The organism is Streptomyces sp. NRRL F-5630, assembly GCF_000719475.1.
GTDB lineage: Bacteria > Actinomycetota > Actinomycetes > Streptomycetales > Streptomycetaceae > Streptomyces.
In genome coordinates this window covers 34,761-56,001 of the sequence record NZ_JOGO01000040.1, presented here as the reverse complement: position 1 = coordinate 56,001, position 21,241 = coordinate 34,761, and the positions used below count along the sequence as shown (strand labels likewise).

Here is a 21,241-nt window from a genome sequence, read left to right as displayed (position 1 = left end):
CTTGAACTGCGGCGGATAGTTCTTCATGACCACGAGATGTCCGTTCTCAGATCCTCAGGATCCAGTGTCTCGTGTGTCCAAGATCCGGGGTCAAGGCCCTCCCGCTCGATCAAACACCTCGGGCCTGCCAGCGCTAACGCGATCTTCAGGGAGCGACGCCAGCCTTGCGCCATGCCGTGAGGATCTCGTTCACCGCATCGACTGCCTCCGGCGCGTCGTACTCCTTCAAGGAGAGGTGCGCGGCGAGCGTGCGGGCGGCGTCGATGCCGAGGCTCAGGACGGCAAGGACGCGCCCCAGGCACACGACGAGGCCCTCCAGATCTGTGTCGTCGTAAGCGCAGAGGAAGGGGGACAGCAGGTTGGCGAGCTCGGTGGCTTCGACGTCCTCCTCGTGGGCACCTACAAGGGCTTCATAACAGCCCCACAGGGCACGCAAGTCGTGCTCCGGCACCACCATGATCCTGATGTTCGAATGATGATGATCAATCGTCGGACAGTTCTCGACCAGATCGGCCGCGACCTGCCAGGTCAGCGGCGGAAGGACATAGCGCGCCTCATCACCAGTCGCCGACGCGGCTGCTTGGACGGTTCGAAGGGCCCCGCCCACCAACCGCGCATCCTCGCTCCACTCGCAGCTGGACGGGAGGAGAACGGGACGGTCATCGCTCATCCCTCAAGCCTAGTGGCGCGACACACCTTGAGGCCAATCCGGACGGCTCACCCGTAGTTCTGGTGACAACAAGCCTGCCTTTGTGACAGCTGTCGTGCTTCGGCTCAAGCCCGCATGTGACTGAGCGCTTCACTTGGCCAGTTGAGCGAAGCCGCTGACCAGCGACGATGGCCCAGAGGCGCTCTTGCAGCACGACGGCCGTGGAGCTTTGCAACTCGCTGACCAGGAAGAACGCTTGTGCTCAACTGGCCACGTCGAACGCTCACTGGCCAAGTGAAGCGCTCAGTCACAGCAATAACGCCGCACTCGACTTCGCTCCTGGTCAGTAGTCGAGGTCGAGGTAATCGATGTCGTTGATTTCGACGTCCGACAGTCCCGTAGCGCGGCTGCCGCCGTCCTGAAAATACACATCCTTGAACCCTTCGGCGATGATGGAGCGCATTTCCTGGTCGCTGGCACCCGCGTCGCGGGCGTCGAAGAGCCGCTTCGCGTACATCGCGGGGAGGTGCACGGTGAGTCGGCGGAACCGTCCGTCGTCGGTCGTGCCGACCGGTGCGGTGTAGCCGAACCGGGCCCGGGTCTCCACCGTGATCCCGCCCGAGGTGGCCGCCTTCTTCTGCCGGCGCTTGCGCACCACGGGCTGCCACCGGGCCTTCACGGCCTCGTCGATCTTCGCGGCGACGTCGGCGCGGGCGTGTTTGCGGGCGCCACGCCGGTAGCGGTTCACGGAGTCGGCGGTGACCCCGATCTCCGCCGCGACGGCCTTCGCGCTGCCGAACTGTTTGAGCAGAAACCCGATCTGGCCCTTGAGCGTCTTGGGCGGGTCCTGGGTGAACGCCTCACGGTCGGCCCGCTCGATCGCGTCTTCGATCTCTCCGGTCACGGGTCAGCTCCTTTCGGGGATGGGGTCCTGGCCGTCGGGGTCGGCCAGGTGGAACCAGGTCTCGCGGGTTTCGCGGAGGTCGTGCAGCCACAGTCCCCAGCGGGGCGAGGTGCGGCGGGTGCGCAGGGACAGCTGTAGGGCCTCCATGCGTGCTTCGAGGCGGTCCAGTGTCCGTTCGCGGTCCGCCTCGGCCTCCAGGGACCGTGCGGAGCGGGCGGGGGTGGTGGTCATGGGTTACTCGCCGTCGTCGAGGACGGCGTCGCCGCCCTTGATGTGGCGGGCGGGGTTGAGGCCCTTCTCCATGAGGTCCACGGCCCAGTCCATGCTCTGGACGCCTTCGAGCTTGGCCAGGCCCGGGGTGGGGCCGAGGCGGAAGGCGCCGGGCTGGGGCTTGCCCGAGGTGGCGTAGGGGAGGATGTCGAGGGGGCTGGGGCCGGGGCTGGGGTAGACGACGCAGTCGGACAGCACGGCGAGGGGGAACAGGCCGGTCATCCGGGCCATGTTGAGCATCTTGCGGTGCATGTTGACGCGGGCCTTGCTGATGACGGCGGCGCGGATGTCGGGGCGCCAGGTCGGCCGCATCATGGCCGGCCACGGCTCGCCTTCCTTGTAGTGCTTGCCCTGGGGGTTCTCGAAGAGCTTCCCGATGCCGCCCTTCACGGTGGCCTTGATCGCGGCGAGGACCGCGGCCATCGCCGGGTCGGCGCTCTTGTGCTGTTCCATCGCGGCGAGGAACTGCTCGTCGGTGAGGTCCTTGGTGACGCCGAGATCGGCGAGCGTGGTGACGTACGCGGTCTTGAGGCGGTCGTGCCACGGGTCCAGGTATGCGCCGGTCTCCCGCCGCAGGTACGCCTCCAGGGGTTCGACGTTGTGGCCGAGTTCCTGGGCGTAGGCGACGGTGTGGGTCTGGTACCAGGCCGGGCCCGTGGGGCGCTCTCCGGTCGGGGTGAACGGTGAGGGCAGGCGCGGGTCCAGCTCGATGCCGGACAGGTCTACCAGCCAGGCGCCCGGGATTTTCGGGTTGAACGGCGGGTGTACGAAGTGCACGGGCTCGGAGAGGCCGACCGTCAACCGTGCGGCGGCGGCGAGGAATGCGGTGTTCAGGTCCAGGCCGATGGCCCAGGGCAGGCGGCAGTCCTCGGCGGTGAGCGTGTCCACCTCCCGCACCCACTGGAAGGCCTCTTCGTGGAGGAAGCCGCCCTTCCACCCCGTGTGGAAGACGGCGGGGTGCTCGGGCTGGCCCTCGGGCGGGGCCGGGTCCATCGGCTCGGTGCCCAGGCTGCCGGGATTGTGGCCGGAGACCCAGTTGCCGGTGGTCTCGTCGCGCACGGGCCGGGTCGGCGGGCGCAGCGCGGTCATCAGCTCCAGGCCGGAGACCGCCGTGCTGCCGCGCGGGGTGATGACCCGCTGGGCGTACACGCCCAGGACGCGGGCGATGTCGGCCGGCTCCATCTCGGCGACGCCGGGCCAGGACCGCTCGTCGAGCGCGTCCCAGGGCAGGATGGCGAGCTGCACGCACTGCCGCTCGCGGCCCTGCGCCTTGCGGTAGATCCGCGCCCAGGGGCCGAAGCCGCGTTGGGTGAGCTGCCACTTGGCCTTCGTGATCTGCTTGATGACCGGGTGGTCCTCGGGCAGGCGCAGGCCGCGCCGGTCCTCCAGACGCTCGGGCAGACCGAGCTTCACGGCGGCGGCCTCGGTGAGGACGAGGAGCGGGTCGGCGTCCTTGCCGTACCGGTGCAGCTTCGGCGCGCCGAGCCCGGACTCGCGCAGCGCCCACTCCACCAGCTCCACCACCGTGGTGGCGGGGCAGTCCAGTACCAGGCCGTCGACGCCGTAGGCGGAGCCGTCACCGTCGAGGACGGCGAGCGGACCGTGAGGGAAGCGCGGATCGGTGGCGGGCGCGGCGGCCTTCTTCGCCGCGGGGCGCCGCGACGACGAGGCCGCCGAACGCGCGGCGTCGCGAGGGGCACGACCGGGTGCGGCCGGGGAGAGCGGAGACGGTAGCGGAGCGGTGTTCGTCTCCGGCTCGGAGGCGGCCGGGCTGGTGAACGTCTCGGGCACCTCTGGCTCCGGCTTCGCCACCACAGCCGAGGCCGGGAGCGGGGCGGGGGCCGGGGCACCGTGGGCCGGGTACTTCTGCGCCCAGCCCTTCAGCAGACGCTGGTATGCCTCCAGGCGCGGCGACCTCGGCTCGGAGCGGCCGTTCTCGTAGTTCTTCACCGTCTGCGTCGACGTCTTCAACGCGAGAGCGAGACGGGCCTGGGTGATACCGGCGGCCTCACGCAACCGGGCACGCTCCGCCGGAGGCGGCAGCTGGGGCTCCTCCTCCAGCAACGCGTCAATGTTCGCGAACAGCTCTTCCTCGGACGCCATTGGGGGTCTCCCTTCCACTCAGACCCTAGCATGATTTAACCCGCGATTTATCCCTCCGGTTTAACCCGTTCGACTTTGACGGGAACTCATCCCTGCGCCCGGCTGGTGTGTTCCGCGAGTGTCCGGTGCCACCGAACTTTGACTGCGCGCCATCGAAGCCTGACGGAAGCGAGTTTGTGTCATCGAAGGTTGATTGCGCTGTTCAGGCCCTGGCTGTGTCCGCCCCGAGACGCGAGCCCACCAGTAGGGCCCCCAGTCATGTCCCGATGCGGATACTCCACCGCGTACGGCCGCCGCCGCTGCTACGGTCCGGCGCCATGAACAATGACGACTGGACGGCGCTGAGCGCCATTGCTGCCGCAGCCGGGGTGGTAGTCACTGCGGTCATGGCGTACTGGACGACCCGCAAAGCGGCGGCGGCTGCCGCGGACGCGGCTGACACCGCGCGAGAGGTGGCGAAGATCGAACGCGACCGTTGGCACCGCGAAATGACTCCTGAGCTGACCTTCAAGCTAACCCGCGTAGGCGCCAACCGTCTGAGGCTCACCGCCACGCTCGATGGCCCGGTCGGCCTGGATCACCTCGATACGGTCACTCTCACGGTGCGCGACGAGGCCGGATGGGATCACTCAGCAAGACCGCACGACGACGAAGCTAGGCGTACGGAGCTGCCGTCGGTGATCTGGGGGCCCGCCCGATTCAGCCTTGGGGTCGACGGGGTTGTTGCGCCCGGTCGGCAGAGCGTTATCCGGGGCCTAGAGCGCGGCAACTCCGTGTACCGACAGATGGACAACTCCGAGCCGCCGAGCTGGTTCCAAGATCCAGAAGGCTGGGTGGACGGGTACTGGGAGGCGAATCTGCGCCTGCACGCGGTCTGCGAAGTGGAGGGGTACAGACCCTGGATCGTTGTTGCCGAGGTCGAGACCCCGGACATGAGGCACATCTCTAACGGTTCAGACGAGATGGAGATTCCGGAGCAGTACCGCTGAATCATGCCTGTCCAGGGTCGAGTTGAGCACGCTGGCACCGGTTCGGGTGACCGGCGCGATCAATTTTCAATGACACAAATCGCATCGGTCACGCTTCCGTGGCACGCGGTCGGTGACACGGGACAGAGAGCGCTGGTTGCGGAGGAGCGGACCCAGCTGAGCCGGACCGTGTGGTCGAAAGCGGGCGACGACCAAGTCTGCAGAGTCCTCGCCCCGGCAGACCTCCGCGACCTGGTCGGGGGTGCAGCGCCTCGTGTGGGCTCGCGCAGGTCGACCAGGAGGCCGTGGTCGACGAACCCGCTGACCACGAACGCCGTCACGTTTGTCCGCTCGCCGTACGCGGTCGGGTTCGGCGCGCAGAGCGCGTCAGCGATCCGGTCGGCCGCCGCGCTCTCGGAGGTCGGCCAGGGCGGGCATGGCAGCCTCAATATCGGCGGCATTCAGGCCGCGCGGTAAAAAAGGGCAGAGCATGGCGTGTTGGTCCCGTTACGCTCCACGGATGGCTGACAAGCGCCCGCCGGGCACCCTGGGTGTTGACCTGCGTAAGCCAGGGCTGCGTGTCTGCGGACTGTGTGGTGAGGTACGTGAGATGACAAAGGCGCACGTGCCACCTCAGGCCGCCGGTAACCGGGACAAAGTGACGTGCGCAACCGTTCGTATCCACAATCAGGTGCGCAGCAACGGCCGGCCTGCTGCTGGAGGGATGTGGCTGCGGGGTTTGTGCGGTGACTGCAACAGTCTCGCGGGATTGCACTACGACGCGGCCTACGGCGACTTCGCGGCGGCGTTGCGTACCTATACCCGGGCAATGCCGCTCCTCCACCTACCCCGACCGGACCCCGCTCCGCCCGTTCGTCTCGCGCCGGGCCGCGTGGCACGGTCGATCCTGATCGGTATGTTCGCCACCACGCCTCATTTGCGCGTGTTGTTCCCTGGTCTCGCCACGGATCTGCGCGAGCGGCGCGATCACATCACGATGCCTGACGGAGCCACTCTGCGCCTGGCTCTTTATCCCTACAGAGGAACGCGATTGGCCAGCATGTTCAACGCCGTCAGGGTGCTGAGGAGCCGACGACACTACGACGTCTTCTCGGAGGTCTACTTCCGTCCTCTGGCCTGGTCACTGACCTCTAGCGGCCGGGGGAACGTCGAGAGTATGGGGGAGTCTGTCTTCGACAATCCCAGCTGGGCGATCGTTGATGACTGGATCCAGTACGGCGACGACGTCTTCACGGTGGACCTGCGCGACCTCTGCCGACAGGGCATCCCTCAGGTGCGCCACCCTCTGCTGGGCGACGACCAGAACGACTGGGTCCAGTTCTTTAATGATGAGGTCACTGCAATATTCGAAGGTCAGTGCTGACGGCGCCCCGAAGCCGCGCGCGTGGGGCGGGGGCCTAGCAGTTGGGCCGGTGTCCGTAGGCGGATCGCCTCGCTCTGAGAGGTGCGCTCAGCCTGGTGGAACAGGGTTCAGAAGCCCTCGTAGTCGTGCCGGTTTGGATGGCCGGAGAGCATCGGTGTCCCGCCATCGACGCATCCCATCTCGTATGCGTCCCGTTCCTCACCGAGGTAATCCGTGTCACGAGCGAGCTGATGGCAGCCGTATTCCACTACCTGTCGGTCGTGTTGGACCGCTGACGCGGCGCTGTCGGCTGGAGGCTGATCCCTGAGCCGGGCCGGCGCCTCGAACTCCTCCCCGGTTGTCAGAGCCTCCTCGCCACGGGCGAATCCTGCGTCGTATGCCCTGCACGCGGCGTTCGTGCAGGGAGGAGGAGGTGTGCTGTCAGCCTTCGAGTCGGTGTCGCGATTCGACGAGCAGCTGCTGAGCATTGCAACAGCGAGCACCGCGACGAGGAAGTGGCGTGTGCCCACGGGGCCGTTTCCTTCCAGTCCGCACAGAACGAGCGTCATTGCGCTGACGGGCAGACCCTACCCGTATGGGGCGTGGGTGGGTTGGTTTCACGGAGACTGCTCGCCCGCCGTCACGGGATGCTCCGTCTCGAGCCCCTACCTCCCGGCTGCGGGGGGCACGTACCCGCACACGCCGTGAGGCACAGGGCCTGCTCGTAAACGAAGGCGGTAGCGGCCAGGGCCAGGTAACGCGGGGAGGAAGTTTGTTGGTGCGAAGCGAGGCGGCTGGTCTGGGGTGTTGCTGGTTCGCTGAGAGGTGGAGTTGGCGGCTCGGACAGGTGGGCGGGGGTACCCGTCTAGGACCGCATGCACGGTTTCCTCTTCGAGGACGAGGACGGCAAACCCTGCGCAGCGTGAACGGGCCCGCACCGTAAAGGCGGCCGAAGACCGCCCGCGCCCCGCCGCCGCTCGCCACGGCGTCCAGGTGTCGGGGGCGTAGTCCTCGTGCTGCTCGTACCGTCGCGCGTCGTCGAGCAGGTTGTCCCAGGCCGTCTGCGCGAGCGGCGCCCCCGGAGGCCGGAGTGGTCAGCCACCCTGGTCACCCAAACTTCCATGGCAATCGCTCAAAGTTCGCTGGCACAGGACAGCGAGCGAGAGCACGGCCCCTGATCAAGGGCCGCTGGACATCGACGACGGCAGTTTGTGGCAGCGAACTTGATCGCGTCAGAGGAGAAGAGGATCGGGCTGACCCCGCTCACCGACTCTCGTCACAGGCGGCGGGAAGCCCAGGAGTCCCCCGGCCATAGCCGCAGCCTGGCATGCTTCGTCCACAGGGAGGTCTGCCGCCGAGGCGGGCGCTGACTGATGGGGGGGATCGTGGCTACGACGCCGCTGCTCAACATGGCCGGCCCGGCCCAAAGCGACCATCTGATCCACTTCGCTGGCCGCCCGGTAGGGCGTCAACCTACGCCATCGGTGCCTGCCGAGATACGCGTGATGCTGCCGCAGCAGCGTCTGGACAGCATCCTCGCAAGCGCGAGGGTCCGAGCCTTCGCGCCGTTCGGCGCGGAACAACCCGCCGTCTGCTTCTCGGAGAGTCCACCGGAGCACCTGGTCCACCTGATCGCCGACCGCGGATTCCCACCGTGGGGCATAGTGGTCTCGCGCTCGCAGGTCGTGGCCACCGGCGGTGGAGCCGTCGCCTATCTGCCGGACCACGTTCGGGACACGTTCCCACCACACCTGCGTCACTGGGCGGTCCCCTTCGGGACCGATGGCCGACTCGGAGACTGGTCGCACGAGCGAGAGTGGCGGCTTCCCACGCCGAAAGGACGAAGGCCAGCTGACAACTCCTCCGCAATCGTCTTCCGGGATGAGACGGTCCTGCAAGCAGTCCTCATCGGCGAGCCGGATTGGCGACCCAGCCCTGTCGGCACCGGCCAATGGGTCGACACGACAACTGGCCTGCCACATCCCGGGCCGACCAACGCGTTCTGCCAAGAATTGACGGCATTGCCCAGGCTGTGGCGTCAGGCACAGGAAATCTGGGTCTGGAGTCCGGCCGCACGGCGGATCGAGAAGTACGCCCCGGATGACCTCGCCTGACCGACATCAAGGTGCTCAAGCCTGGCCGATGTTTCAGTGGCGGCCGGTCACAGTTCACTGCCACGCAGCACGGTGTCCCCCGGCCGCCGTGCGGCGAAGCGGACGTGTCAGCCGTTGTCCTCGCGCGGTTCGAGCAGGGCGAAGTAGGTCGCGCGCTGCTCGTCGCTCAGCTCACCGTCGAGCGAGAGCGACGAGCGCAGGGCGCTCAGGGTGTCCGCCGCCGGGGCCTTCCAGGCGTTGTGGGCCTGGCGCTGGATTTCCCCGATGGTGGCGTAGGCCTCGGCGGGAAAGCACCGGATGTACCAGTCCAGCGTCTTGGCCACTGACGGTGTCAGGTTGAGGTTCCACCACGCTTTCAGGCCCTCGCCGTCCTTGGTGTCGTTGAACATCTCGACGGACTCGGCGAAGTCGGACAGCACCGCGGCCCGCACGGTCCGGCCCAGGTGCTCGGTGGGGACGATGTCGTCGAGGCTGACGGCCACCGACCAGGCCAACGCGCCGGCGACCTCGGAGACGGATTCCTTGTTGCGGTGGCGCAGCACCCACCGCTTGCGCACGTCGGGCCGGTCGTAGAGCGTGTGCTGGAAGTCGGCGGTGAAGCGGTCGCGGACCTCGACCGCGCCGGGCGAGAGGCTGTCGGGGTCGCCGCCCGCCATGGCGGTCTTGATGCCCTGGTAGGAGCGCTGGCGGGACTCCACCCAGTCGTCTGCCACGGCCCTGGCCCACTGGTCTCGGCCGCCGACGACGGCCTGAGGCAGCGGCACTTCGCTGTTGCCGCGCGAGATGTAGGAGCGCAGCGTCGAGGCGGTGATGCCGCCGAGCTCCGCCAGCTCCGGGGCACCGATCAGCTGGGCACCGCTCAGCTCGGGACTGGAGACGTCGACCACGCACCGCTCCAGCGGCGGGGCGCTGTCCTGCTCCTGGTGGCGGGCGGCCCACAGCGCCAGGTGGTCGAGCCAGTTGTCCGGCCGCGCGGCGTCCGGGTCGAAGAGGGCCACCTTGCCGATGTACGCCTTGGCCGGGTCGGCGCGGCCGTCGAGCATGTCGGCGGCGGTGACGGTGACGGCCATGCGGGCCTTGCGCTTCTCGTATTCCTCCACGACCGGGTCCCAGACCTGGCCGGGACGGAACCACGTCTCGCCGTTCCACCAGTAGCCACCGGCCCGGAACAGCAGCTGCTCACCGGCCCAGTCCATGTGCAGGGAGGAGGTGTCGCCGTCGTGCAGCAGCAGCACGGTTCGGCCGTGCTCGGGGTGGTAGCGGACCGACCAGCCGAGCGTGTTGTCGATCGGGTCGGTGGTGAACGCGCGCCAGCCGCCACTGGCGCGGTTCTTGTCGAAGCGGCCCCACATGCCCGGGCCCCTGTTGCGGCCGACGGCCTCGATAGCCTCCGGACCCTCGTCGAGCGGGAGGTGGGAGTCGTCGACGAAGGGCAGGCCCGGCACCGGGTGATCGGTGCGCAGGCCGTTGGCGAGCGGAAGAACGTGGCTCACGACTGATTCCTCATTTCCATCCGAGTGCTGCACTCATTGTGCAGCACTGAACCTGTCCCCCTTATACATGGTCGGCAACCGTCTTCGTGCAGCTACTTCCGGCCATCGTCGGCAAGACCCGCTCCGCGCCGAGCCCGCCCGCACCGCCGCCGCGCGGCGTCGCCGACACGGCGGCTCGCTCTGGTCCTGACCGGCGCCCTCGGTGCGTGACCGGCAGCGACCCTCCCGGCAACGACCGGCGCGGGGGCCTCCCCCACACGGGCAATGTCCCCGGCACACCTCACCGAGCTGAACGCTTCGCGAGGACCGTGCCCGTAACTCGGTGAGGGCGCTCCCTGTTGCACGCGGTGACGCGGCCGTCCGGCGCGTCACCGCGCGCGGCGATACGACTTGACGCCGCGCCGCCGAAGGAGACTGCATGAGCACCCAGGAGAACGCCGCCGAGGACCCCGTGCGTCGCGCAGTGAGCGCGCTGGTCACCGTCTTCGAGAATCTCGGGGCCGAGCACCAGGCGCTGAAAGCCGAGGAGGCGGAGACGACCGCGCTGGAGCGGCGGGGCACCGTGAGCCGCATGGGCGAGGGCATCGCGGCGACCGCCCGCATGGTGTCCCTCGCCGTGGGGACCCTGGCCACCCTCCACGGGCTGCGGGCCCTTGGCGTCGACCAGCAGTACGCCAAGGACGTCGAGGGAGGCCATTACAGCCCCTTGCTCAGCCTGGACAGCTCCACCGAGACCCTTCACGACGCCTTCGAATACCTCGACGACGCCGTTCGCGCCCTGGAGAGGGCGTACGCGCCGACGAGGAAATACCCGCGGCTGGCCGTGGCCCGCCGCCCCGGCCACATGAGGACGGTGCTCTCCGGTCTCCGGGCGGCCCTGGACGCGGCGTGCGCCGACCTCGCCGCGCACGATCCGGAGGCGGCCGAGGACTACGCCCGCGCGGGGACAGTCCTGACCGAGCTGGAAAAGCGGGTATGCGCCGCCACGGTGCCCGCGCAGAGCGGCCCGAGCGCCGAAGAGGTGGTCGCGGCGATCCGCTCCCGGCCGGAGGTCGCCCGCGCGGCCGCCGCCGCGCTGAAGACCGGTACCTGACCCAGGCGGTCGTACCCTCGCTGATGTGACCGATTTCCCCGACGATCTCCTCGCAGCTCAACGCGACCTCACCGCCGTGCGCGCCACGCTTTCCGCCCGCCTCGCCGCCCTGCCGCCCTCGGCCGAACCGATGCCGGCGTGGGAACGGCCGGACGGATACTGGGCGGGCGCCCGCACGCACCCGGCCTCCCCGGGATGGAGCGAACAGGAGCGCGCAGAGATCGCGACCCTGCGGGAGCGGGAGCGGGAACTCGCTACGGCGATCGTGACGCACGAGCTGTGGGCGAGCCTCCCGGCCGAGGAGCGGATGCGGGCCCGCGACGCACTCAAGCACGCCCACGAAACTCCAGCCGCCCCAGCCGCCGGGGCGCGGGGCTGAGCGTGCCGGGCAGCGAGGCCGCGCACGACGGCGGGGCACCGCAGGTGTGGGTGGTGCTCCCGGACGGCCAGGAGGTCCGCGGGCTGCTCCTCGCGCGGCGACAGCGTGCGGACGGGTGGCGCTACCGCGTCGCGCTGCCGCTCTACCGCAACGTGGGCGGGGAGGGCCTGGATGTCGAGGCGGCGCAGTACGAAGTGTGGGTGCGGGCCCCCGAGCACGTACGGCCCGTGGAGGGCGCCGACTACACGGGTGTACCGACCGAACCGCTCCCCCCGCCCTCGCTCCTCGATGCCGCGCTCGGGCCGCGCAGGCCCGCCGGGTGGGTGCTGGCGAAGAGCGGCGGCGGGCGGCGAGGGCCCTCCCGCGCGGTCCTTCACGCCGTGGATTGCGCGGAAGCGCCGCCCGGTCTTCCGGTGCTGCGGGTGGAGCAAGCGCTGAATGCGGCCGAGCACCCCGCGACCCGGGCGTGTGCCCTGTGCGGGGCCGCCGCCGAGCTGGACCCGCTCCTGCGCGGCTTCGATCCGCACGAGGACGCGGCGGGGGACCCCTGAGAGGGGCGATGAGGTGGAACTCGTGTCAGGCGTGGAGGGCGGCGCGGACAGTGGCGAGGTCGTCGGCCGACATGGGGAGCTTATGGAAGGCGACCTCACCCTCCACTTCCCCCGCCTCGTCTGCCGGGGTGACCGGCGGGTAGACACCGGAGGCGTCTTCACGGAGCCCTTGTCAGGAGACGGAGCGCACCACGCGGCGGCGGGTGTCGGCCGGCGACGTTCGGCGGGGCTGGTGGGCTCGCGCGTCGGGGATGACGTCCGGGGCCTGGAGGGCGGCGAGGGTGGGGCGAGCGATTTCGGGGTTCTGGGCGAAGAAGAACCGGGGGTTGACCCGGTAACGGACGTCTTCGCGGTGCACCAGGCACGAACGACGGAGAGCACACGCATCTTCGCCTTCCCCTCCGTCAGCCTCCGCCCTGGCAGGCCAATGGCCCTCGCTGACGCCGACGAGCCCCGCTCCCTCCAGAGTTAAGGCACGTTTTTTCGTGCCTTAACTCTGGAGGGAGATGCCTTGGACGGGTGAGCACCTGGCCACGCGGTGCCCTCGTTGCTGGATTCGACGATCCACGCTAGTGACGCCATGTAATCGGTCACGTGCTTGCCTACAGACCGGCGCCCCGTTCGGCATTCCGCCTCGGTTCTGGGACCGGCGGCAGTGGCAGGAGATGCCGCACGGTCGTCTCCACAGGTGCTCGCACCTCATCAGTGACCGGGGCTCGCCATGACCGGTTCCTGGGAATCGGTCATCGAACGCGGCGCCCCCTCTCGTGACCGGTGGTGTGGTGTGACCGATCCCGGTGACCGGTCACCGCGTGACCGGCCTGGAACGCCATATGGGCAGGTCAGGTCGCTGGGTCAGGATTTGGGTCAGGTCTTTCTCAGGGCTGGGCCAGGCGCGGAGCGAGACGGCCCCCGGTCACGCGATTGCTCCGCCTCGAAGGAGCTTCGGCCCTCCTGATGTGCGTGGTGGTGGCACACCTTGGGGTGGTTGCGCGGCCCGCACACCGCGCAACCACCCCAAGGACTTACGCGTCGCGGAGCAGGCCGTCGGCGACTTGTTGCAGGATGCGAGCGAGCGATTCTCGAGCGGCGAGGTCGAGCTCGCCCCGCATGTCTGCGATGACAGCGTCGACGCCGGTACTGCGCTGGAAGTAGTGCAGGATGAAGGCGCTGCGCTGATCTGCGTTGAGCTCCTCGAAGGCCGCGTCCATGAGTGCTACGCCTCGCGGAGGGGCGGTGCTGGTCCGCGCTGTCGTCCCTGGGACCTGCACGGGGATTGGCGGCGCCTGGGCGGCCGGGGCGCTTGTCGACTGCGCTCCCCCGCCCTTGTGCGCCTCGGTCTTCAAAACCGGGTTTTGAAGGCTCGTCTTCGCCGAGGCACTGCGCTGGCTGCGCGGCGGCTTTGGCTGGGCGGCCTTCCGGGCCTCTTCGGCCGCGTAGGCCTTCTGCTTCTCGTGGTCCGGGATCTTGGCGATCTTCTCAGCTGTCTTGACTTTGATCTGTTTCGTGTCGACAGCTTCACGGAGCTCGGGAGCGAGGTCGAGGAGTGCCAGCCGATTGGAGACGTACATCTGCGACTTGCCGATGCGTTCGGCGACCTTGTCCTGCGATCCGTGCCGCTCAAGCATCCGTTGCAGGAAGACCGCCTCGCGGTACGGGGGGATGTTCTTGCGGTGGATGTTCTCGATGACGACGGCTTCGTCGATCTTGTCGTCCTCCTGGTTGCCCAGTCGGTCGCGGACCCGGATCTCAAACTTGGTCCAGCCGAGCTGCCGGGCCGCGTGGAGGCGCCGATTGCCCAGGATGACGACCCACTGCTTGTCGCCGATCTGAGCGGCGAAGTGAGGCTTGGCCGCAAGGAAGGCATCACGAGACAAAGCGACAGCGGGTTGAAGCTGGCCCACAGCTTTCATCGAGGCCTTGAGTTCTCGAAAGTCAGGGTCGTCGTCGGTGTAATCAGCTTCGGTGCGGGGATTCTCCGGGTTATCGCTGATGGTGTGCATGTGGACGGTTGTGGGCGGTACGTCCGGCTGAGCGGGCTCCCGGCTGGTGTGCTTACTGCCTGGCTTGCCGGGACCGTCGAGAAGGTCGGCCCAGTGCTTCTTGGTCGCCATCAGCGGTTGCCCTTCTTCCCGGCGCCGAGCTCAAGGGCGAGTTGGTAGAAGTCTTCACGGGCTTCCATGGCTACACGGTTCTTCTTGTACTGAGTGACGACTGTGCCTTCGAGTGCGGCCCTGGTGTGGACCTTGTAGTGGCGCACAACAGTGTTGGCGAGGTTCCACTGCTGGGCACGGATGAAGTCTTTGGTCTGGTCGAGGTCTGCTTCACCGTCCCTGGGGTCCCAGTTGTTGATGACGACGAGGTAGGGGATTCCGAGCGGCTTGACGACCTCTTCGATGGTGTCCCGCGTCGGCATGAAGCCGAGGGGCTCGGGCTCGACGGGGACGATGATGTCGTCGGCGCTGGCGAGGACGGCGCGCATGGCGTCGGCAGCGGTGCTCTTGCCGAAGGGGTCGCCGGCCTCTTCCTTTTCCTCTTCGGGGAGATCCATCCACCCGGGGGTGTCGATGAACGCGTGCTTGACCTTCCTGGACTTCTTCAGCTGGGCGAAGAGGTCCAAGTCGTCGCGCGAGGTGATCTGTTCAAAGGAGAAGGGCAGGTCGTGTCCGACGCGTTCCGACCACCAAGTGGTGGACCCTTGAGGGTCAGCGGAGACAGCTGCAACGTAGTGGGGGGCGCCTTCTGGGGAGTCGCCCAGTACATGGGCGGTGATGGCCGCCGTGTTGACGGTGAGGGTCGACTTGCCGACGCCGCCCTTGCGGTTGATGAGCGCGGTGATCCGTGCCATGGGTTGAGCTCCTGGTGTTCCGTATGCTTCCCAGCCAACGTGGCTGGTACTGCGGACCGGGACAGGATGTCACGATTCATCTCCTGAGAAGGAGGGGCAACGCGGCTGGTTCAAAACCGCGTTTTGAACCAGCCGCGTTGCCCCTCCTTTCTCCTGCTCAAAACCGGGTTTTGAAGCCTTGCCGTCACTCGGCTCGCAGAGCAGTGTGCTGGGGCTCTGAAACGCAAAAAGCCCCCGTGCCAGCCCTGAGGGCTGGCACGGGGGCAAGGTGCAGGACAGGCCAGACCGGGACCGGGACGGGGCCTACCATTCCGGAGCGGTTACGCGCTCACCCCTGCGACGGCGGTGTCCAGGAGCGCGACGGCGTCGGCGTCGTGCGGGTCGGTGAATAGCTGGTGGTCGCTCACGTTGAACGGCCCGCACCGCGTGGAGACGCGGAACCCGGGGGCGAGAGTGGTCTCGCGGCCGTCAAGCGCGGCGGTGAGCCGGTCGTAGTCCTGCTGGGCGTACCGGGTCTGGGTGTAGGGGCCGAGCCGGAGCAGGGTGTAGCCGTCGTGACTGTCGTCTCGCTTGCGGGCCTCGACGTAGAGGGCGTAGTGCGCGGGCTCCATGCCGACGTCGTCGGGCAGGGGCAGCCCGTTGGCGGCGTGGGTGAGCGTCGCGTAGCCGGGCTGCCAGAAGCCGAGGATCGCGCTGGTCGGGCAGCGCAGCCAGTCGCGTTCGGTGTAGCCGAGCTGGCGGCGGACGTGGAGGTAGGCGCCAGCGTACGGGGTGTCGGGGTGGACTAGGGCGACGGCGATCATCTCGGGGCCGTGATCGTCGCCGGGCCGGGTCTGTGCCCGTTCGATGAACGGGCCGACCCTGACGGCGATGTCCCTGGCGCTGCCGGTGCCCGGCGTCCAGGGCTCGGGGTTGCGCAGGGCGGTGAGCATCGTGCGGAACTGGTCGCCGACGGCTTGGTCCTTGGGGGTGAGGGCGCCGGGCGCGGTCCCGCAGCGGCGGAAGAGGGGGCGCTTCATCGGTTGGGCTCCTGTTCGGGGGTGGGGTGGGCTCCTGCCGTGTAGGGCGGGCGCAGGTAGCGGGCGGCGGTGTCCACGAAGTTGTCGTGCGGGATTTTCGCGGCCTCGCGGGCCTCGGTGAGCCGGTGCTTGGCCGCCCATCCACGCGATCGCGCCCAAGAGGGTGGCGACGACGGCGAGGCCGGCGCGACGGTGGTTAACACGCGAAGGCTTCTCGGTGAGGGGGAGCAGGAAGCGCCGCGTCCCGGCCGTCTGGTCCGGGGCGCGGCGCTGAGGTGTGTCGCGTCGTGCTGGTGCGTCAGGAGGCCGTGGCTGCACGGAGGATGTCGGCGTGGTCGAACGCCAGGCGCTCGGGCAGGTGGTCCAGGGGCCACCAGCGGGCGGTGCGGGCGTCGTCTCCGGCGACGATCTGGGTGGCGGCCGGGACCACGGCGGCGTACGCGACGGTGACGTACCGTCCGCGCGGGTCGCGGTCGGGCGCGTCCCAGACGCCGATCTGGCGCAGGCTGTCGGCGGTGACGCGGACGCCAGTCTCCTCAGCGAGCTCTCGGGCCGCGGCCGCGAGGCTCGTCTCGCCGGGGTCGACGTGCCCGCCGGGCAGGGCCCAGGCGCCCTCGTGGGGCGGCCAGCCTCGCTCGATCAGCAGGACGCTGCCGTCGGGCGTCATGGCCACCACGTCGGCGGTGTAGCGGATCGTCTCGAACGACTCGGTCTCGGTCTCAGTCATGTTCGCCTCTCGGTTGGGTGGGTCAGTGGGCAGTGGTGACGGTCACCACGAGGAACTGGTCGCTGGTGAGGTCCATGACGACCCGGGCGTCGGTGCCCTGGGCTCGCTGGGCGGCGGCGTATTCGTCGGCGGGCCAGGAGCCACGGGGGTGGCCGGCGGAGAACCGCTCCAGGACGGTGCGCTGTGCGGGGAGGGCGGTCGTCATTTGGGAAGTCATCGGTCAGCTGGCCTTCCGGACGGTCTGGTGGGCGGCGTCGTATGCCTCCAGGACGGCCTTGCGCACCATGCCCGCGTCGGCGACCTGGTGGCCGTGGGCGCGCGCCCATGTCCTGATGGCGGCGAGCTCCTCCCGGGTGCGGCCGCTGCCCAGGCCGGTGCGGATCGGTGCGGGTGCGGGCGTGGCCGCCGCGAGGGGACGGGTGCTGGCCTTCCCGGCGCGCACGGCGTGCAGTTCCGCCCGCGCCTTCTCCAGTTCGGCCTTGGCCTTGGCCACCTTCTCTTCGGCCTCGCGCTGCGCGGCCTCGCTGTCGCGGCGGTCGACCAGCTCTGACAGGTCGGCGAGGATGCGGGCGGCGCGGCTGCGGACCGAGGCGGCCGGGTGCGTGGCCGCCCAGTCGAGCAGGTTCTGGATCTCGTTGGAGACGGGGAGCGGAATGACCGGGGCGTCGACGGCCGGGGCGTCGACGGCCGGGCGGGGCAGGCCGGGGGCAGACTCAGCCAGGAGCGTGCTGAGTTCGGTCGCGCTGAGGCCGGTGGCCTCCTGGATGGCCTGCTCGGTGTCGCCGTTGCGGTGCATCGAGAGCGCCATGGCCTCGAACGCGGACATGCCCCGGCTGGCTGTGGCGGGCGCGTCGTCGGCGGCCGGGGCGGTCGCGGTAACGGTTTCGGTGAGAGCGAGGGGTGTGTCGGTCATGGGGCTGAGGCTCCGGTTTCCGGGATCAGGGGGAACAGGTTGGTGAGGGTGTCGTCGTCGCGGGGAGGCCGAGGGCGTCGAGGAGGAGGGTGAGGTCCTCCTTGCCGTGGGCGTGGCGGGCAACGGTGCGGGTGGCTGCTGCTTCGGTCTCGGGGGTGGGTGGGTCGAGTGCGAGACGCTCGGCGATTTGGGCGGGGTTCAGGTCGTCGTACACAGCGCTCACCTCGTCCTTGCGAGGTCGCGCTGGAGGCGTTCACGGTTGCGGCGTTGCTGGCCGGGGGTGAGCTTGCGGGGGCGTACCGGGGGCTTGGTGGTGTGGTGCCAGGTGGAGGTGGCGGGGGGTTCGGGGTAGGCGAGGGCGCGGTCGGAGTCGGCGCGCGGGGTGCGGTTCACGGGCATCTCCTCGTACTCGCGGTCAGGCGTGGTCCTCGTCGGCTCCGGAACGGCGTGCGGGCCGTGCATCGGAGGCGAAGCGCGCGGTGCGGCGGGCTTCGGGGTAGTGGGTGGCGATCCACGTTTCGGCGCACGTCTTGTGGACGGGCTCGCCGGTGTGGGAGCGCAGGTGGGTGGGGTGGCCGCACAGCGTGCAGGGATACGCGGTGCGGGCGTCGTGGTGGCGGGCGTCGCGCCAGTCCAGGAGCGTGCCGGGGGCCGGGATCAGGCCCGGCTCCCACAACTCTTTGGGACGGCTCACGCGCCTCACGGCTTCAGGTGGGGGAGTTGGGCCAGGACGCGGGCGGTGAGGTCGGGGCCGGGGCGCCACAGGCCGAGGCGGCCGAGCGCGGGGATCGGCTCCTCCAGCGGCGTGACGTCGGTGAGGGTGAGGTGCCAGGCCTCGGGGTCGGCCCAGGTGGAGCACTGCTGGCCGGGCTGGTCCTGGTGGCAGTCGGTGAGGCGCGCGATGGCCAGGACGGCGCCGAACTCCAGGGGGCGTTTGCGGGGGAGGGTGCAGGTGACGCGGGGGTCGGTGAGCGCCTGGTGATCGGTGCCCCGGCCAGCGTGGATGAGGAGCGGCCCGCGCCACGACCAGGGCCGGGTGCGGTTCTCGGTCCTCTTGGTGCCGTGGGCGATGCAGGCGGCCCAGGGCTGGCGGACGGTGAGCGCGCGCAGCCAGTCGCCGCGCTCCGGTGTGCTGGTCATGCGGCCTGCCCCCACACGTTGGTGCCGGGGCGACCCAGGCGGCGTCCGTTGACGGAGGGCACGCGCGTGTGCGCGGTGGTCGCGAGGACGGCCCGGCCGGTGTGCTTGCCGTCGTAGAGGGCCGCGTCCGAGGCGCGCTGGAGCACGGTGAGGTCGCGTGTGCCGAGGATGTCGGTGGTGGCGACGCCGACGGAGGCCGAGACCTGGATGAGGCGTCCGTCGTCGAGGAGGACCGGTGCGTGCAGTGCCCGCACGAGCTGCTCCAGGCGCTCGGCGCGGTGCTCGGCCGGCAGGGGGAGGACGGCGGCGAACTCGTCGCCGCCGAGCCGCCCGCACACCCCGCGCGGTCCAGCCCAGCCGGTGAGCCGTTTCCCGAGCGCGGCGAGGACCGCGTCTCCGGCCTCGTGGCCCTCGCGGTCATTGATCTGCTTGAAGTGGTCGGCGTCGACGAAGAGCGCCGCGATGTCTCGTCGGCGAGAGGGGGCAGGGCGGGTGAGGAGGCGGTGGGCGCGGGCGGTGTAGCTCTCGCGGCGCCACAGCCCGGTGAGTGGATCGCGCTGCGCGGCCCTCACGCGGCGCCGCAGCACGCTCACGTGGACGGCCCAGCCGGTGAGCGGCGGGGCTGCCGCCGTCGCGAAGAGTAGGGCGCGGGAATGCTGTTGCCACAGGGTGGCGGAAGGCATGATGTTCTCCGATCCCGCCCTTGCAGGGCGGTGGGGGAGAGGCGCACCCGGGCTGGCCTGCCATTGGGGGTGCGCCTCTTCTGCTGTCCCGGGATGGGGTGCCGGGCGGACACCGCACCGCCCCGGCCTCTGGGCGCGGGTGCGCCGAGGAGCCGGGGCGGTACGGAGAGCGCCGGGGCGGGGCCGTCAGGCAGTGGTGATCTCGATCCAGCCCGGGTCGGTGAGAGGCAGGCTCCAGCCGACGTCGGTGGGCGTGCGCCGCGCGCCGCGGAAGTAGTGCAGGTGGGGCACGCCGTTACTCCACCGGTCGTAGTGCTGCCAGCAGCGGTCCTGGGTGCTGTAGGGGCCTTCATCGGCGCGCGCGTAGGCCTTGGTGAGGTCGAAGACGCGGCCCGTTTCGGGGTGGGTCCACTGGGTGCGGCCGATCTCGGTCTCCGGGATCTCATGGCCGCGGGCGTCGAGGCGGCGGTCCATCCAGGAGACGGTAGTGAGGTAGCCGGGGTGGTCCCAGGTGTTCGGGTAGGGCTGCGTAACGCCGTAGTAGTCGAGGTGGACGTCCCGGTCGGTGACGTTCTTGAGGCCGCGCAGGTTGGTGTGCAGCAGGCGGGCGCGGCCGTCGGCGACGGGCTGGGTGTACGGGTCGCGGACCCTGCCGGATCCGCCGCTGTTGGCGAGCCATCCGCGGATCGAGGCGTAGACGCGCCCGTCGGCGTCCGGGGCGTCCTCGGTGACCTGCCAGTCGGCCAGGACCAGTTCGGCATCGCCTTCGAACACGAGGGTGCCGTGCTCGGTGTCGGCGATGCGGTGGTCGGGGGCGTTCCAGGTACGCATGGATTGTCCTTCTGGGTGGGCGGCCGGAGCCGCGCTGGGGTGTGAGCGGTTGGAGCGAGACCCGGCCCCGGCCCCGGCGGTGAGCCGGGGCCGGGGCAGCACGGAGGGCCGGCAGCTCACTCGCGGACCGCAGCGGCGAACTGCTCTTCCAGGTCCGCGCGGCCCTCGGGATCGTCGTCCTGGTCGTGGTCGTCGGCCTCCTGGTCGACGTCGTCGGGGCCGCCGTGGACGGAGCAGACGGCGTCCGGGTGCAGTCCGGTGTCGCTGGTGTGCGCCTTCCACAGGTCGGTGACCGAGAAGACCGGCTGCCACGCCGGGGCGTCGCAGTCGTCGTACGGGCAGCCGACGTCGGTGCGCAGCGCGAGGACCAGGCGGTCGGGCCCGAGGCGGATCTCGCCGACGCGGTCGCCGCCGGCGAGCGGCGACCCCTCGCACCAGTGCCACAGCGGCAGTACCTCGGAGCCGAACGTGCGGCGGACCAGGAGCAGGTCGCCCAGGCCGTCGCCGCCGTCCCAGCCGAGCTCGCGGCGGCGGGTGTCGCTGGCCTGCCGGAGCAGCGGCTCCAGGCGGTGGATGTTGTCGGCGACGACGACGTGGTCGGGCTCGATCTGCTCGGCGCGGCGCGCGGCGGCGGTGAGCAGCTGCGCCACGGCCGCAAGGAGGCCGCCGGGCGGATCGGTGTCCTCGATGAGCGCGCCCAGGATCGCCGCGAGTTCCTCCTGGTCGACGTCGTCGGCGCTGAGGTTGTCCTCGATCTGCTGGAGGGCGAGCGAGGCGATCCCGGCCGCGGCACGGACGCGGTTGACGCGAGCACGGTGCGGGCCGGTCACCGGGTGGTGGCCTTGGTCGTGGCGACCACGGCCGCGACGGTCTCCCAGCCGTGGTGCCAGGCAGAGTCGAGGTGGAAGGAGCCGTCGGCGAGCTTGTAAAAGCCGCCCTTGCCGGTCTTGGTGGCGATCTTCTCCAGCAGGCCCTTGCCCGGCACGCGGCGGTCCGCGGCGTAGTGGGTCGTGAAGGACCCACCGCTTCCCACGGCGGCATTCGATCCGTGCGACGGGCTCGTGTCCGCCGGGGCGCAGTCCCATCTCGCGCAGCTGGCGGCGGGTGGCGAGGTTCTCGTGCCCGGCCTGCTTCCACCGGAAGACCGGTAAAGAGCCGTCGCCGGGGTCGTACGGGTCGACGTCGACCAAGTC

At 69.8% G+C, this 21,241-nt stretch carries 28 protein-coding genes; 6 read left to right on the top strand and 22 right to left on the bottom strand.

The window, feature by feature from the left end; genetic code table 11:
* Nucleotides 1-145 precede the first annotated feature (145 nt).
* The 4 genes from IF99_RS0119270 to tap all read right to left on the bottom strand — a co-directional run bounded on the left by IF99_RS0119270 (nt 146) and on the right by tap (nt 3,926).
* On the bottom strand, nt 146-670 hold the full coding sequence (locus IF99_RS0119270; RefSeq protein WP_234340762.1) for a hypothetical protein: 525 nt from the start codon (nt 668-670) through the stop codon (nt 146-148).
* A 322-nt stretch (nt 671-992) separates the two neighbouring features.
* Nucleotides 993-1,553 carry a telomere-protecting terminal protein Tpg gene (tpg, locus tag IF99_RS0119265; RefSeq protein WP_030997797.1) on the bottom strand — a complete coding sequence of 187 codons (561 nt, stop codon included), beginning with the start codon at nt 1,551-1,553 and terminating at the stop codon, nt 993-995.
* A gap of 3 nt (nt 1,554-1,556) precedes the next feature.
* Complete coding sequence (locus IF99_RS0119260) at nt 1,557-1,784, bottom strand: hypothetical protein (RefSeq protein WP_030997796.1); 228 nt, start codon at nt 1,782-1,784, stop codon at nt 1,557-1,559.
* Between the two features lie 3 nt (nt 1,785-1,787).
* Nucleotides 1,788-3,926: a telomere-associated protein Tap gene (tap, locus tag IF99_RS0119255; RefSeq protein WP_030997795.1), complete on the bottom strand. Its 2,139-nt coding sequence runs from the start codon at nt 3,924-3,926 to the stop codon at nt 1,788-1,790.
* Between the two features lie 317 nt (nt 3,927-4,243).
* On the opposite strand from tap, the gene IF99_RS0119250 reads away from it, so the two are divergent.
* Together IF99_RS0119250 and IF99_RS0119240 are read left to right on the top strand one after the other, a co-directional pair.
* Nucleotides 4,244-4,915: a hypothetical protein gene (locus tag IF99_RS0119250; RefSeq protein ID WP_030997794.1), complete on the top strand. Its 672-nt coding sequence runs from the start codon at nt 4,244-4,246 to the stop codon at nt 4,913-4,915.
* 499 nt (nt 4,916-5,414) lie between these two features.
* Nucleotides 5,415-6,278 (top strand): hypothetical protein, encoded by an 864-nt coding sequence (locus IF99_RS0119240; RefSeq protein WP_158716626.1) that lies wholly within the window; start codon nt 5,415-5,417, stop codon nt 6,276-6,278.
* 107 nt (nt 6,279-6,385) lie between these two features.
* On the opposite strand, the gene IF99_RS0119235 is transcribed toward IF99_RS0119240, so the two are convergent.
* Nucleotides 6,386-6,787 carry a hypothetical protein gene (locus IF99_RS0119235; protein WP_030997790.1) on the bottom strand — a complete coding sequence of 134 codons (402 nt, stop codon included), beginning with the start codon at nt 6,785-6,787 and terminating at the stop codon, nt 6,386-6,388.
* An 855-nt stretch (nt 6,788-7,642) separates the two neighbouring features.
* Here IF99_RS0119235 and IF99_RS34065 point away from each other — a divergent pair.
* The gene (locus tag IF99_RS34065) at nt 7,643-8,371 is read left to right on the top strand and encodes a hypothetical protein (RefSeq protein ID WP_158716625.1); all 729 of its coding nucleotides are present in this window, start codon (nt 7,643-7,645) and stop codon (nt 8,369-8,371) included.
* Between the two features lie 107 nt (nt 8,372-8,478).
* Here the strand turns inward: IF99_RS34065 and IF99_RS0119230 are convergent, their stop codons facing one another.
* Nucleotides 8,479-9,864, bottom strand: coding sequence for a hypothetical protein (locus tag IF99_RS0119230; protein ID WP_030997789.1), 1,386 nt, complete (start codon nt 9,862-9,864; stop codon nt 8,479-8,481).
* Nucleotides 9,865-10,282: 418 nt separating this feature from the next.
* On the opposite strand from IF99_RS0119230, the gene IF99_RS0119225 reads away from it, so the two are divergent.
* Genes IF99_RS0119225 through IF99_RS0119215 form a run of 3 tightly spaced genes read left to right on the top strand, consistent with a single transcriptional unit; the run spans nt 10,283 to nt 11,887 of the window.
* Nucleotides 10,283-10,957 carry a hypothetical protein gene (locus IF99_RS0119225; RefSeq protein WP_030997788.1) on the top strand — a complete coding sequence of 225 codons (675 nt, stop codon included), beginning with the start codon at nt 10,283-10,285 and terminating at the stop codon, nt 10,955-10,957.
* A 25-nt stretch (nt 10,958-10,982) separates the two neighbouring features.
* The gene (locus IF99_RS0119220; RefSeq protein WP_030997785.1) at nt 10,983-11,336 is read left to right on the top strand and encodes a hypothetical protein; all 354 of its coding nucleotides are present in this window, start codon (nt 10,983-10,985) and stop codon (nt 11,334-11,336) included.
* 2 nt (nt 11,337-11,338) lie between these two features.
* The gene (locus IF99_RS0119215; RefSeq protein WP_234340761.1) at nt 11,339-11,887 is read left to right on the top strand and encodes a DUF6233 domain-containing protein; all 549 of its coding nucleotides are present in this window, start codon (nt 11,339-11,341) and stop codon (nt 11,885-11,887) included.
* Nucleotides 11,888-12,059: 172 nt separating this feature from the next.
* Here the strand turns inward: IF99_RS0119215 and IF99_RS34060 are convergent, their stop codons facing one another.
* The 16 genes from IF99_RS34060 to IF99_RS0119140 all read right to left on the bottom strand — a co-directional run bounded on the left by IF99_RS34060 (nt 12,060) and on the right by IF99_RS0119140 (nt 21,081).
* Nucleotides 12,060-12,245: a hypothetical protein gene (locus IF99_RS34060; protein WP_158716624.1), complete on the bottom strand. Its 186-nt coding sequence runs from the start codon at nt 12,243-12,245 to the stop codon at nt 12,060-12,062.
* A 667-nt stretch (nt 12,246-12,912) separates the two neighbouring features.
* Nucleotides 12,913-14,001, bottom strand: coding sequence for a ParB/RepB/Spo0J family partition protein (locus IF99_RS0119205; protein WP_051703574.1), 1,089 nt, complete (start codon nt 13,999-14,001; stop codon nt 12,913-12,915).
* Nucleotides 14,001-14,735: a ParA family protein gene (locus tag IF99_RS0119200; RefSeq protein ID WP_030997780.1), complete on the bottom strand. Its 735-nt coding sequence runs from the start codon at nt 14,733-14,735 to the stop codon at nt 14,001-14,003. The genes IF99_RS0119205 and IF99_RS0119200 overlap by 1 nt, the downstream gene beginning before the upstream one ends.
* Nucleotides 14,736-15,055: 320 nt before the next feature.
* Complete coding sequence (locus tag IF99_RS0119195) at nt 15,056-15,754, bottom strand: hypothetical protein (protein ID WP_030997778.1); 699 nt, start codon at nt 15,752-15,754, stop codon at nt 15,056-15,058.
* Complete coding sequence (locus IF99_RS32630; RefSeq protein WP_078655164.1) at nt 15,751-15,957, bottom strand: hypothetical protein; 207 nt, start codon at nt 15,955-15,957, stop codon at nt 15,751-15,753. The genes IF99_RS0119195 and IF99_RS32630 overlap by 4 nt, the downstream gene beginning before the upstream one ends.
* A gap of 95 nt (nt 15,958-16,052) precedes the next feature.
* Nucleotides 16,053-16,481 carry an NUDIX domain-containing protein gene (locus IF99_RS0119190; protein WP_030997777.1) on the bottom strand — a complete coding sequence of 143 codons (429 nt, stop codon included), beginning with the start codon at nt 16,479-16,481 and terminating at the stop codon, nt 16,053-16,055.
* Between the two features lie 22 nt (nt 16,482-16,503).
* Nucleotides 16,504-16,686, bottom strand: a complete 183-nt coding sequence (locus tag IF99_RS0119185; protein ID WP_030997776.1) for a hypothetical protein — start codon at nt 16,684-16,686, stop codon at nt 16,504-16,506.
* A 15-nt stretch (nt 16,687-16,701) separates the two neighbouring features.
* Nucleotides 16,702-17,394: an Lsr2 family protein gene (locus IF99_RS0119180; protein ID WP_037827165.1), complete on the bottom strand. Its 693-nt coding sequence runs from the start codon at nt 17,392-17,394 to the stop codon at nt 16,702-16,704.
* 25 nt (nt 17,395-17,419) lie between these two features.
* Nucleotides 17,420-17,617, bottom strand: a complete 198-nt coding sequence (locus IF99_RS35035; protein ID WP_234340760.1) for a hypothetical protein — start codon at nt 17,615-17,617, stop codon at nt 17,420-17,422.
* Nucleotides 17,614-17,793, bottom strand: a complete 180-nt coding sequence (locus IF99_RS32625; protein ID WP_078655167.1) for a hypothetical protein — start codon at nt 17,791-17,793, stop codon at nt 17,614-17,616. The genes IF99_RS35035 and IF99_RS32625 overlap by 4 nt, the downstream gene beginning before the upstream one ends.
* Nucleotides 17,794-17,809: 16 nt before the next feature.
* On the bottom strand, nt 17,810-18,088 hold the full coding sequence (locus IF99_RS34400; RefSeq protein ID WP_234340759.1) for a hypothetical protein: 279 nt from the start codon (nt 18,086-18,088) through the stop codon (nt 17,810-17,812).
* Nucleotides 18,089-18,093: 5 nt separating this feature from the next.
* On the bottom strand, nt 18,094-18,534 hold the full coding sequence (locus IF99_RS34395; protein ID WP_030997772.1) for an ASCH domain-containing protein: 441 nt from the start codon (nt 18,532-18,534) through the stop codon (nt 18,094-18,096).
* Nucleotides 18,531-19,217, bottom strand: a complete 687-nt coding sequence (locus IF99_RS0119155; RefSeq protein ID WP_030997771.1) for a GGDEF domain-containing protein — start codon at nt 19,215-19,217, stop codon at nt 18,531-18,533. The genes IF99_RS34395 and IF99_RS0119155 overlap by 4 nt, the downstream gene beginning before the upstream one ends.
* Before the next feature lie 186 nt (nt 19,218-19,403).
* Nucleotides 19,404-20,048: a hypothetical protein gene (locus IF99_RS34055; RefSeq protein WP_030997770.1), complete on the bottom strand. Its 645-nt coding sequence runs from the start codon at nt 20,046-20,048 to the stop codon at nt 19,404-19,406.
* Nucleotides 20,049-20,164: 116 nt separating this feature from the next.
* Nucleotides 20,165-20,878 (bottom strand): hypothetical protein, encoded by a 714-nt coding sequence (locus IF99_RS0119145; RefSeq protein ID WP_324604384.1) that lies wholly within the window; start codon nt 20,876-20,878, stop codon nt 20,165-20,167.
* Complete coding sequence (locus tag IF99_RS0119140) at nt 20,875-21,081, bottom strand: hypothetical protein (protein WP_234340763.1); 207 nt, start codon at nt 21,079-21,081, stop codon at nt 20,875-20,877. Before IF99_RS0119140 ends, IF99_RS0119145 begins: the two co-directional genes overlap by 4 nt.
* Nucleotides 21,082-21,241 lie beyond the last annotated feature (160 nt).

What these genes read in the sequence shown, in the direction of transcription:
- IF99_RS0119270 (WP_234340762.1), bottom strand. Translation starts at nt 670, where the DNA reads ATGAGCGATGACCGTCCCGTTCTCCTCCCGTCCAGCTGCGAGTGGAGC.
- IF99_RS0119260 (WP_030997796.1), bottom strand. Translation starts at nt 1,784, where the DNA reads ATGACCACCACCCCCGCCCGCTCCGCACGGTCCCTGGAGGCCGAGGCG.
- tap (WP_030997795.1), bottom strand. Translation starts at nt 3,926, where the DNA reads ATGGCGTCCGAGGAAGAGCTGTTCGCGAACATTGACGCGTTGCTGGAG.
- IF99_RS0119250 (WP_030997794.1), top strand. Translation starts at nt 4,244, where the DNA reads ATGAACAATGACGACTGGACGGCGCTGAGCGCCATTGCTGCCGCAGCC.
- IF99_RS0119240 (WP_158716626.1), top strand. Translation starts at nt 5,415, where the DNA reads ATGGCTGACAAGCGCCCGCCGGGCACCCTGGGTGTTGACCTGCGTAAG.
- IF99_RS0119225 (WP_030997788.1), top strand. Translation starts at nt 10,283, where the DNA reads ATGAGCACCCAGGAGAACGCCGCCGAGGACCCCGTGCGTCGCGCAGTG.
- IF99_RS0119205 (WP_051703574.1), bottom strand. Translation starts at nt 14,001, where the DNA reads ATGGCGACCAAGAAGCACTGGGCCGACCTTCTCGACGGTCCCGGCAAG.
- IF99_RS0119200 (WP_030997780.1), bottom strand. Translation starts at nt 14,735, where the DNA reads ATGGCACGGATCACCGCGCTCATCAACCGCAAGGGCGGCGTCGGCAAG.
- IF99_RS0119195 (WP_030997778.1), bottom strand. Translation starts at nt 15,754, where the DNA reads ATGAAGCGCCCCCTCTTCCGCCGCTGCGGGACCGCGCCCGGCGCCCTC.
- IF99_RS0119190 (WP_030997777.1), bottom strand. Translation starts at nt 16,481, where the DNA reads ATGACTGAGACCGAGACCGAGTCGTTCGAGACGATCCGCTACACCGCC.
- IF99_RS0119185 (WP_030997776.1), bottom strand. Translation starts at nt 16,686, where the DNA reads ATGACGACCGCCCTCCCCGCACAGCGCACCGTCCTGGAGCGGTTCTCC.
- IF99_RS0119180 (WP_037827165.1), bottom strand. Translation starts at nt 17,394, where the DNA reads ATGACCGACACACCCCTCGCTCTCACCGAAACCGTTACCGCGACCGCC.
- IF99_RS32625 (WP_078655167.1), bottom strand. Translation starts at nt 17,793, where the DNA reads ATGCCCGTGAACCGCACCCCGCGCGCCGACTCCGACCGCGCCCTCGCC.
- IF99_RS34395 (WP_030997772.1), bottom strand. Translation starts at nt 18,534, where the DNA reads ATGACCAGCACACCGGAGCGCGGCGACTGGCTGCGCGCGCTCACCGTC.
- IF99_RS0119155 (WP_030997771.1), bottom strand. Translation starts at nt 19,217, where the DNA reads ATGCCTTCCGCCACCCTGTGGCAACAGCATTCCCGCGCCCTACTCTTC.
- IF99_RS34055 (WP_030997770.1), bottom strand. Translation starts at nt 20,048, where the DNA reads ATGCGTACCTGGAACGCCCCCGACCACCGCATCGCCGACACCGAGCAC.